General features: G+C 70.7%; 10 protein-coding genes. All 10 read left to right on the top strand.

Annotation, left to right across the window (positions count from 1 at the left end; translation table 11 throughout):
• The first annotated feature begins 67 nt into the window (after positions 1-67).
• The 10 genes from B0F77_RS02185 to B0F77_RS02140 are packed head-to-tail and all read left to right on the top strand — an operon-like array spanning position 68 to position 9,684.
• Positions 68-844 (top strand): thioesterase II family protein, encoded by a 777-nt coding sequence (locus B0F77_RS02185; RefSeq protein ID WP_086661045.1) that lies wholly within the window; start codon positions 68-70, stop codon positions 842-844.
• Positions 837-2,138 (top strand): condensation domain-containing protein, encoded by a 1,302-nt coding sequence (locus B0F77_RS02180; RefSeq protein WP_086661044.1) that lies wholly within the window; start codon positions 837-839, stop codon positions 2,136-2,138. The genes B0F77_RS02185 and B0F77_RS02180 overlap by 8 nt, the downstream gene beginning before the upstream one ends.
• A gap of 20 nt (positions 2,139-2,158) precedes the next feature.
• Positions 2,159-3,880, top strand: a complete 1,722-nt coding sequence (locus B0F77_RS02175; RefSeq protein WP_086661043.1) for a fatty acyl-AMP ligase — start codon at positions 2,159-2,161, stop codon at positions 3,878-3,880.
• Positions 3,877-5,547, top strand: coding sequence for an acyl-CoA dehydrogenase family protein (locus B0F77_RS02170; RefSeq protein ID WP_086661042.1), 1,671 nt, complete (start codon positions 3,877-3,879; stop codon positions 5,545-5,547). Before B0F77_RS02175 ends, B0F77_RS02170 begins: the two co-directional genes overlap by 4 nt.
• Positions 5,544-7,163 carry an acyl-CoA dehydrogenase family protein gene (locus tag B0F77_RS02165; RefSeq protein ID WP_086661041.1) on the top strand — a complete coding sequence of 540 codons (1,620 nt, stop codon included), beginning with the start codon at positions 5,544-5,546 and terminating at the stop codon, positions 7,161-7,163. Before B0F77_RS02170 ends, B0F77_RS02165 begins: the two co-directional genes overlap by 4 nt.
• 11 nt (positions 7,164-7,174) lie before the next feature.
• Positions 7,175-7,444: an acyl carrier protein gene (locus B0F77_RS02160; RefSeq protein ID WP_086661040.1), complete on the top strand. Its 270-nt coding sequence runs from the start codon at positions 7,175-7,177 to the stop codon at positions 7,442-7,444.
• A gap of 57 nt (positions 7,445-7,501) precedes the next feature.
• Positions 7,502-7,717, top strand: a complete 216-nt coding sequence (locus B0F77_RS02155) for an MbtH family protein (protein ID WP_086661039.1) — start codon at positions 7,502-7,504, stop codon at positions 7,715-7,717.
• Between the two features lie 54 nt (positions 7,718-7,771).
• Entirely contained in the window at positions 7,772-8,842 is a 1,071-nt protein-coding gene (locus B0F77_RS02150) for a hypothetical protein (RefSeq protein ID WP_086661038.1), read from the top strand.
• A gap of 1 nt (position 8,843) precedes the next feature.
• Complete coding sequence (locus B0F77_RS02145; protein WP_086661037.1) at positions 8,844-9,395, top strand: hypothetical protein; 552 nt, start codon at positions 8,844-8,846, stop codon at positions 9,393-9,395.
• A 28-nt stretch (positions 9,396-9,423) separates the two neighbouring features.
• A complete protein-coding gene (locus tag B0F77_RS02140) occupies positions 9,424-9,684 on the top strand; it encodes a hypothetical protein (protein ID WP_086661036.1) in 261 nt (86 codons plus the stop codon).
• Positions 9,685-9,777: the final 93 nt, after the last annotated feature.

The following is a 9,777-nucleotide window of genomic DNA, read 5'->3' as shown; positions in this document are numbered from 1 at the left end:
CCGGCCCCATATGGCCGGAATATAGATCGCTTCGTGAGCATGCTCGCGGAGTCAGGAGGAGCGAAGGATGACGTGGTACCAACGGCACGGCCGCGGTGAGGGCACCGAACTGCGCCTGGTGTGCTTCCCGCACGCGGGCGGCACCCCGGCGCTGTTCCGCGGCTGGCCCGGCCACCTGCCCGCCGGCTTCGAGCTGCTCACCGCCTGCTATCCGGGGCGGCACAGCCGTTTCGGTGAACCCTTTGCCGAGACCATGACCGAACTGGCGGACGCGGCCGCCGACGCGCTGACGCCGTTCCTGGACCTGCCGCTGGCCTTCTTCGGCCACAGCATGGGTTCCGCGGTGGCCTACGAGGTCGCGCTGCGCCTGGCCGAACGGCACGGGATCGCCCCGCTGCGCCTGTTCGTCTCCGGCCGGTCGGCTCCGCACCGGACCCGCCGCACCTCCACCTACCTGGCCGACGACGCCACGCTGCTGGCCGAGACCACCGCACTGGGCTCGTCGGCCAACGCCGCCCTGGCCAACCCCGACCTGCGCGAGCTGGTGCTTCCCGTGCTGCGCGCGGACTTCCGGTTGATCGAGACCTATCACCCGGAGAACCCCGCCAAGGTGCGCAGCCCGATCGTGGCCTGCGTGGGCGACGAGGACGCCGACTGCGCTCCGGAGTCCGTGCGGGCCTGGGCCGAGCTGACCACCAGCCGGTTCGAGCTGCGCAACTTCCCCGGTGACCACTTCTACCTGGAGGACCACGAGGCCGAGCTGGTCCGCTACCTGACCGGTCACCTCCGCGAGGACGTGCGGCTGCACCAGATCACCCGCCGCGCGGCGGTGGGCCGTGCGTGAGCTGCCCCTGGCGCACGCCCAGGAGGCGCTGTGGTTCCTGCACCGCCTGGCCCCGGACAGCGCCGCGCACAACACCGGCGTCGCCGTCCGCGTTCTCTCCACAGTGGACGAACAGACGCTGGCTGACGCCGTGATCGGGCTGGCCGCGCGGCACGAACTGCTGCGTTCCACGTTCCGTGACGGAATCCGCGTGCTGGGCGAGGAATCCCGGGTCGCACTGGTGATCCGGGACCTGCCCGGTGCGGACGAGGACAAGCTCGCCACCGAGGTCCGCAACGCGCTCACCGAACCGCTGCGGCTGGACCAGGGCGCGTTCCGGGTCGTCCTGCTCCGCCGCTCGCCCGGCGACGCGGTGCTGTTGATCGTGGCCCACCACATCGTCACCGACGCCACCTCGGCCTACCTGCTGCTGCGCGATCTGCTGCACCTGCTCACCGGCACGCCGCTGCCTGCCCCGCGCGGCGACTACGCCGGGCACGTCCAGCGGGAACGCGACCTGATCGACGGACCGCGCGGCGCCGAGCTCGCCGCGCACTGGCAGGACGTCTGCCGCGGTTCCGCCGCCGCCGAACTGCTCACCGATCGGCCTCGCGCCGAGCGCCCCGCCTTCACCGGCAGCACCTGCCGGGTCGTGGTGCCGCCCGAGGTCACCACCAGAATCCGGGAACTGGCCAGGGAATCAGGCGTCACGCCGTTCGCGGTCCTGCTCGGTTCCTTCCAGGGCCTGCTCTTCCGGACCACCCGCCGGCGCGACTTCCTGCTCGGCTGCCCGACCACCACCCGCTCCGGCAACCGGGACCGGGACGTGGTCGGCAACTTCGTCAACACCCTGCTCTTCCGCGCCCGCTTCACCGCCGAGACCACCTTCCGCGAGGCCGCGCTGGCCGTGGCCGGGCAGGTGCGGGCAGGGGTGGGTGCGGCCGGCTACCCGTTCTCGCTGCTGGCCGCACGGGTCGGTGCCGGTGGCGCGTTGTGCCGGATCACCTTCAACCTGCTGGCCACCGCCCATCTGGACCCGGCTCTGCGACCGTTGCTCGACAGCACCCGCGCCGAGGACAGCACCGAGTTCGGCGGCCTGGAACTGCGGCCGTATCCCCTGCCGCAGCAGGAAGGTCAGCTGGACCTGACCGTGGACGTGATGCAGCACCGCGACAGCTTCGTGGCCGATTTCCGTTACGACGCCGAGCTCTTCGACCACGAGACCATCAACCGGTTGGCCGGGCACTACCTGTCCGCGCTCACCGCCGCGGTCGCCGCCCCGGACGGCCCGGTCGCCAAGGCCCGGCTGTGGTGAAGCCGGTGGGGAGGAACCAGATGTTCACCGACATCGTCAGCCGGCTGTGGCGCAACGCCCAGGACCTGCCGGACAAGGAGGCGCTGGTCTTCGTCCGGGACCAGGGCCGCGAACAGGTCGCGACCACGCTCACCTACGCCGAACTGGACCGCGACGTGCGTGCGCTCGCGGTGTGGCTGCTGGAACGCTGTGGTCCCGGCGACCGGGTGCTGCTGCGCTATCCGTCCGGTTTGGACTTCGCGGTCGCCGTCCTGGCCTGTTTCCACGCCGGAGTCACCGCCGTACCCGCGCCCGCGCCGACCAACCAGCGGCAGGACGGCCGTTCGCTCGGCATCGCGCACGACGCCGGGGTGGTGCTCGCCCTCACCGACGCCCGCCACCTGGACGCGGTGCGCGCCGAACTGGCCGAGTCCGGTCTGGCCGAGCTGCCCGCGACCGCCACCGACGAGCTGGAACTCGGGGACGTCGACTGGACCCCGGCACGGCCGAGCGACGACGCGGTGGCCTTCCTGCAGTACACCTCGGGTTCCACCAGCGAACCCAAGGGCGTGATCGTCACGCACGGCGCACTCGCGCACAACCTGCACCTGATCCAGCGCTCGTTCGGTCTGGTGATCTCCGACCGGATGTGCAGCTGGCTGCCGATGCACCACGACATGGGCCTGATCGGCGTGTTGTTGTTGCCGCTGCACCTGGGCTGCACGACGGTGTTGTTGTCCCCCACAGACTTCCTGCGGCGCCCGCACCGCTGGCTGGAGCTGATGACCGAGTACCAGGTCACCGGCACCTCCGCGCCGAACTTCGCCTACGACCTGTGCACCCGCAACGTCACCGAGGAGCAGCTCGCCCGGCTCGACCTGTCCCGCTGGCGGCACGCGCTCAACGGTTCGGAACCGGTGAACGCGGCCACGCTGAGCCGCTTCGCCGAACGCTTCGCTCCCGCCGGGTTCCGCGCCGAGGCGTTCAAACCCTGTTACGGCATGGCCGAGGCCACCCTGCTGGTCACCGCCACCCTCGCCCAGTCCTATGTGGAGCATCACGTCGACGCGGCGGCGTTGGAGCAGAAGATCTTCACCCCCGCGGCGGAGGGACCGGTGCTGGTGAGCAGCGGCCGGCCGCTGGAGCTGGACGTACTGGTGGTCGACCCGGACACCCGGGAAGTGTTGCCAGACGGCCGGATCGGCGAGATCTGGGTGCGCGGGGCCAGTGTGGCCGCCGGGTACTGGGGCAACGACGAGGCCACCGAACACGCGTTCCGCGGCACCACCACCGACGGCCGGGACGGGTTCCTGCGCACCGGCGACCTGGGTGTGCTGCACGAGGGCGAGCTGTTCGTGACCGGCCGGATCAAGGACGTGCTGATCATCCGCGGCCGCAACCTGTACCCGCACGACATCGAACGTTCCGTGGCCAGGCTGCACGAGGGCTTCCGCGGCCTGCAGGGCAGCGTCTGCTCCGTGCCCGCGCCGCAGGAGACCATCGTGGTGATGCACGAACTGCGCGGCCGCGACCTGGACCTGCCGGAACTGGCCGGGCGGATCCGCGGCGAGCTGTCCACCGACCTCGGTCTGCGGGTGGCCAACATCGTGTTCCTGCGCCCCGGCCAGGTCCGCCGGACCACCAGCGGGAAGGTGCGTCGCGGGTTGATGCGCGAGCTGTTCGTCAAGGACGAGCTGACCCCGTTGTACGAGGAGCTCGACCCCGAACTGGTCCGCCGTTACCGCACCGGAGCCACGGTATGAAGGCGGCAGAGCTGGACCGGGCGCTCGGCGATCCGGACGATCCCGGCCGGCTGTTCTCCCACCAGCGGATCGCCGCCCTGGACGAACGCGAGGAGTTCCCCGGCGAGATCTGCCGGGAGCTCGACGTCCTCGGCCTGCCCGCGCATTACGTGCCGGCGGAACACGGTGGTGCGCTGCGTGCGTACCCGGACTCGCTCGCCCTGATGCGGGTGGTGGCACGTCGTGATCTCACCACCGCCATCGCGCACGGCAAGACGTTCCTCGGAGCGGTGTCGGTGTGGGTGGCGGGCAGCCCGGCGCAGGCACAGGCGCTGGCCGCACGAATCCTGGACGGCGGAGTGGTGTCCTGGGGCCTCACCGAACGCGACCACGGCAGCGACCTGCTGGCCGGCGAGGTCCAGGCCGAGCCCACCGCGACCGGCTACCGGATCACCGGGGAGAAGTGGCTGATCAACAACGCCACCCGCGGCCAGTTGCTCTGCCTGCTGGTCCGCACCGACCCCGCCGACGGCCCGCGCAGCCACAGCGTTCTGCTGGTGGACAAACGAACGCTGGCGCCCGGCACGTTCCGCACCCTGCCCGCGCCCAAGCTGCACGGCATCCGCGGCGCGGACATCAGCGGCATCGACTTCACCGGGGCAGACGTGCCCGCCGACGCCCTGGTCGGCCAGGCCGGGCACGGGGTGGAGACCGTCGTGCGCAGCCTCCAGCTCACCCGCACGATGTGCGCCTCGCTCTCCCTGGGCGCGGCCGACGCGGGCCTGCGCCTCGCGGTCTCATACGCCACCACCCGTCGCAACTACGACCGACTGGTCGCCGATCTCCCGCAGTCCCGCCGGCTGCTGGCCACCAGCTACGCCGACCTGCTGCTCACCGAGGCGCTGACCCTGGTCGCCGCACGCGGCGTGCACAGCCTCACCGCCGAGCTGTCGGTGTCCTCCGCCGTGGTCAAGTATCTCGCACCGACCACAGTGGACGGTCTGCTCACCAAGCTGGCCAAGGTGCTCGGCTCCCGCGCACTGCTCACCGGGCACGTCTTCGGCGAGGGCCGGTTCCAGAAGATCCAGCGCGACCACCGGATCGTCGGCATCTTCGACGGCAACACCGTGGTCAACCTGCACTCGCTGATCAACCAGTTCCCGAACCTGGTCCGCGGTCACCGCACCGGCAGGGTGAACACCGAGGGTCTCGCCACCGCCGCGGACCTCTCCGCCGAGCTGCCGACCTTCGACCGCGACCGGCTGACCCTGTTGTCCCGCACCGGCGCCAGTCCGGTGCAGGCGTTGCCCGCCGCGGTCGAGCGACTGACCGGCCGGGCCGCTGAGCTGGCCCGCGAACTGCTCACCGAGTTGGAACGGGTGGTGGCCGGCATGGCCGCGCACCGGCCCACCGCGGTGGAGGTGCCCGCCGCCGCGTTCACCCTGGCCGAGCACTACGCCGCTTGTTACGCCGGGGCCGCTGCTGTGCAGCTGTTCCTGGCGAACAGTTCACTGTGGACGGATGCGCTGTGGCTGGAGGCCGTGTTGCTGCGGGTGCTGCACCGGTTGCGTCCCGGACGGCCGGAGGTCGCCGGGGCCGACGAGGTGTACGAGCGGCTGGCCCGACTGGTGTTCGAGCAGCACGCCGCCGGAACGCCGTTCTCCCTGCTGCCCGAGGAGTCCGCGTGAGCGACCTGGAACACCTCCTCGGCAACCCTGACGACCCGGACAACCCGCTGGGCTACGCGGCCTTCCTCGACGCCGACGAACGCGGCGAGCTGCTGCCCGCCGGCATCGCCCTGCTGGAGGCCAACGGCTTCGGCGCGGAGTTCGTGCCGCAGTCCCTCGGCGGCAGGCTGACCCAGGCCGACGAGCTCGCGCTGGCGTTGCGGCCGCTGTTCCGCCGGGACGCCGCGCTGGGCCTGGGCCACGGCGCGATCAACCTGATCGCCTCGGTGCCGGTGTGGACCTCCGGTTCGGCGGAACAGCAGAAGTGGCTGGCCGAGGTCCTGCTGCGCGGCGGACAGAGCGCGGGCGCCTACACCGAACTCGCCACCGGGCACGACCTGGTGCGCTCGGCCCTGCGCGCCGAAAGCACCGGCCGCGGGCTGGTGCTCAACGGGCGCAAGGAGGTCATCAACAACATCTCCGCCGCGCACGCCGCCACCGTGCTCGCCCGCACCAGCGCGGAACCCGGCAGCCGCAGCCATTCCCTGCTGCTGGTGGACATGGCCGCGCTGCCCCGAGAGCACGTGCGCTTCCTGCCGCGTTTCCGCACCAGCGGGATGCGCGCGATCCGGCTCGGCGGGGTGGAGTTCCACGACTGCCCGCTGCCCGAGTCCACCGTGCTCGGCAACCCCGGCGGCGCGCTGGAAACCGTGCTGCGCGCCTTCCAGGTCACCAAGGCCACGCTCACCAACGCGGTCATCGGCGCCCTGGACACCCAGCTGCGCACCGTCACCCGGTTCGCCCTGGAGCGCAAGCTCTACGGCCGACGGGTCGCCGATCTTCCGCACGCCAAGGCAACCCTGGTCAACGCCTATGCCGACCTGCTCGTCGCGGACTGCCTGAGCACGGTGGCCTGCCGCGCGCTGCACCTGCTGCCCCGGCAGACCAGCGTGTACACCGCGGCGGCCAAGTTCCTGGTGCCCGAACTCACCCAGGACCTGCTGGACGGGCTGTCCGTGGTGCTGGGCGCGCGGTCGTTCCTGCGCGAGGGCCCGTACGCGATCTTCCAGAAGCATCTGCGTGACCTGCCGCTGGCGTCGCTGGCGCACTCCGGTGCGACCGTCTGCCAGGCGACGATCATCCCGCAGCTGCCCCGGCTGGCCCGGCGCTGGCTGGACTCCGCACCCGCGCCGGACGCGCTGTTCCAGTTGGGCGGAGCGTTGCCGGAGCTGGACTTCACCGGCCTGGAGATCCTGGCCGGGCCCGAGGACCCGTTGCTGGCCACCCTGCCCGCACTTCTGTCCGATGTGGACAAGGACCTGGCCGATTTCCTGCTGGGACAGCTGCACGAGCTGCGCGCGGACTGCCTGGCGCTGTCCCCGCTCAACCGGACCCCGCTGGCCGAACCGGTCGCGTTCGACGTGGCCCGCCGCTACGCCCTGCTGCTGGCCGCGGCGGCCTGTCTGGGCGTGCACCGGCACCAGTCCGGCGACGTGGACTGGCTACCCGCCGTCCTCGGCCGCATCGCCACCCGCCTCGGCCACGAAACCGAAGGCGGGGACGGCCTGTTCGCCGAACTGCTGGCGCGCCAGCACTCCGGCCGGGCCTTCGACCTCACCGGCCGTCACCTCAGCTGAAAGGACCTGCCATGAGCACCCAGAACCCGGACGAGGCCGCACTGCGCGGCTGGCTGCTGGACAAGGTCGCCTTCTACCTGGAACGCCCGGCGGAGGAGATCAAGCCGGACGTGAAGCTGGTCGAGTACGGCCTCGACTCGATGTACGCGCTGACGTTGTGCGGCGCGATCGAGGACGAGTACGGCCTGGAGCTGGAGCCCACCCTGGCGTGGGACTACCCCACCGTCGACGCGCTCACCGCACTGCTGCAGGAACGGCTGACCGAGCGCGCAACCGTATAGAAGCCCTATAGAAAACCGCGGGAAAGTAACAACACCGTCCACTGTGGAGGTAAGAAGATGACCACCGAGAACGACCCCTTCACCTACCTGGTCGTGCTCAACGACGAGGAGCAGTACTCGATCTGGCTGGAGCACCGCGAGCTGCCCGCCGGCTGGCGCGCCGAGGGCAAGCGCGGCACCAAGCAGGAGTGCCTGGACCACATCGGCGAGGTGTGGACCGACATGCGCCCGCTGAGCCTGCGCAAGCGGATGGAGCAGCAGGCCGCCTCCTGACGGCAACCGCTCCACCGAGCTGATCATGTACGGCGCCTACCGAGGGAACGAGTGATGGCGCAAGAGAGCACCACGGCCAAACGCCCGGATCGGATGGAGGCGATCGGCAGCTGGATCCTGCTGGTCGCGATCCTCTGCGAGAACCTGGGGGTGGTGTGGGACGTGCAGTGGCACGACGACGTCGGCCCTGACACCTTCTTCACAGCCTCCCACCTGCTGATCTATTTAGCCCCGGTGATCGCCGGGCTGACCAGCCTCTACATCGTGCTGCGGCGCACAGCGGACAGACGCCGCGGCACCGAGGACTCCGAAAGCGCCGCGGCCGCGGTGACCGTGCTCGGCACCTTCCGGGCTCCCGTCGGCTTCCTGGTGGCCGGGATCGGCTCGGCCATCGAACTGCTATACGGGCTGGGCGACCTGTGGTGGCACTCCATCTACGGCTTCGACGTGACGCTGAACTCGCCCCCGCACGTCGGCCTGGCCCTCGGCGGCGTCGGCATCTGCGTGGGCACGATCCTGGCCTTCGCCGGGCTGCGGGAACACCGGTGGGGCCGCTGGGGCCTGGTGGTCAGTGTGGCCACCAGCATGGCCACCGTGATCTTCGCGCTGTTCTGGGCCCAGCCCAGGTCGGTGACGATCACCGTGGTCGACGTGCTGGCACTGGTGCTGGTGGCCGGGGTGGTGCGCCGTCCCGGCTGGGTCACCCTGACCGGCCTGTGCTTCGGCGTGCTGCACGTCGTGGACTGGTACTTCGGGCCGTGGGCCGCGGAGGTCTACGCGGGCAGCGTCGGCCTGCCGTTGCGCGACGGCGTGTCCGGCCTGCCCAGGATGGCGATCATGTACCCGATGCTGCTGCCGGTGGCCGCGGTACTCCTCGACGTGGCGCTGACGATGGGCCGCAAGGGAAAGCTGTCCCCCAAGGTGGTCATGCCCGCCGCGGGCGCGGTGGCCGGCGTGGTGCTGCTGCTCAGCTACCTCATGCAGGACCACCTGTTCGACATGACCCGCAGACCAGGTCTGTTCGCCGGTGCGGTCGGCGTGCTGCTGGCGGCACTGGCCGCCTGGCTCGGCTGGTGGTTCGCACATCCGTTGCGCAACCTGGGTCCCCGCGCGGAGGTGAACTGACATGCGTCTCTCCCAACGCGTCGCCGCCCTGCTGGGCGCGGTGACCGCGGTCGTGCTGTCGGCCACCCCGGCCTTCGCGGTGGACCCGGTTCCGGCGGTGCACTCCGAAACCGCGGTCATCGGTCCGTACACGATGCAGGTCTCGTTCAGCGACTGGCCGTTGTCGGCGGGCAAGTCCCTGGACTTCACCTTCCTGCCGGCCGACGGCATCGCCGACCACAGCGGCAAGCTGCTCATGGTCAATCCCGCGGGCGAGGCCACCAACACCCCCGGCGACGACCTGGCCCGCTACCCGCGCCAGCGCGACCGCTGGGGCCTCGACACCTTCCTGCTGGAGGACGAGGGGACCTGGAAGTTCCAGTTCACAATGGACGGTCCGCAGGGGCACGGCAGCGGCGAGGTCTCGATCCCGGTCGGTCCACGCCCCGGACCGCCGATCGAGGTGGCCTGGGTGCTCGGGTTGCTGCCACTGATCCTGATGGTCCCGGTCAGCGTGCTGCTGCTGATCCGCGGCCACCGCAATCCCCGCCCAGGCCGCTGGTCCTGGCACTGAGGAACAAAGTGAAGGAAAGCTGGGGGAAATGAAGAAGAGCATGGTGTTGACCGGAGCGCTGGCCGCTCTCGCGCTCGGAGTGCTGGCACCGACGGCCGCGTCCGCCGCGCCGGTGTTGTTGGACGGCGGCTGGACGTTCAGCGGCGAGACCTACAACGACGACATCTGGGGCAGCGCGAAGTGCAACGCCCTGGCGGTCGCACGCGAGAAGATCTACTTCGGACGGGACTACGACTGCCACTGGGCCGTGCCGCTCAAGATCGGCGCCATCGGTCTTTGGTACAGGTAACACCGCGTTGACGAGAGGGTCTGTCCGTTGTGGATGGCCCCTCTCGGCGTTAATCGAGCGACAGCCCGCCGCCGAGCCCAATACGGTCGCCCA

Origin of the sequence: Lentzea kentuckyensis (assembly GCF_002150765.1) — a bacterium.
In the GTDB taxonomy this organism is placed as follows: domain Bacteria; phylum Actinomycetota; class Actinomycetes; order Mycobacteriales; family Pseudonocardiaceae; genus Lentzea; species Lentzea kentuckyensis.
This window is presented reverse-complemented; position numbering and strand designations above follow the sequence as displayed.

Bases quoted from the DNA above. Each gene is read 5' to 3' on its own strand.
- B0F77_RS02185 (WP_086661045.1), top strand. From the start codon at position 68: ATGACGTGGTACCAACGGCACGGCCGCGGTGAGGGCACCGAACTGCGC.
- B0F77_RS02175 (WP_086661043.1), top strand. From the start codon at position 2,159: ATGTTCACCGACATCGTCAGCCGGCTGTGGCGCAACGCCCAGGACCTG.
- B0F77_RS02170 (WP_086661042.1), top strand. From the start codon at position 3,877: ATGAAGGCGGCAGAGCTGGACCGGGCGCTCGGCGATCCGGACGATCCC.
- B0F77_RS02160 (WP_086661040.1), top strand. From the start codon at position 7,175: ATGAGCACCCAGAACCCGGACGAGGCCGCACTGCGCGGCTGGCTGCTG.
- B0F77_RS02155 (WP_086661039.1), top strand. From the start codon at position 7,502: ATGACCACCGAGAACGACCCCTTCACCTACCTGGTCGTGCTCAACGAC.
- B0F77_RS02150 (WP_086661038.1), top strand. From the start codon at position 7,772: ATGGCGCAAGAGAGCACCACGGCCAAACGCCCGGATCGGATGGAGGCG.
- B0F77_RS02145 (WP_086661037.1), top strand. From the start codon at position 8,844: ATGCGTCTCTCCCAACGCGTCGCCGCCCTGCTGGGCGCGGTGACCGCG.
- B0F77_RS02140 (WP_086661036.1), top strand. From the start codon at position 9,424: ATGAAGAAGAGCATGGTGTTGACCGGAGCGCTGGCCGCTCTCGCGCTC.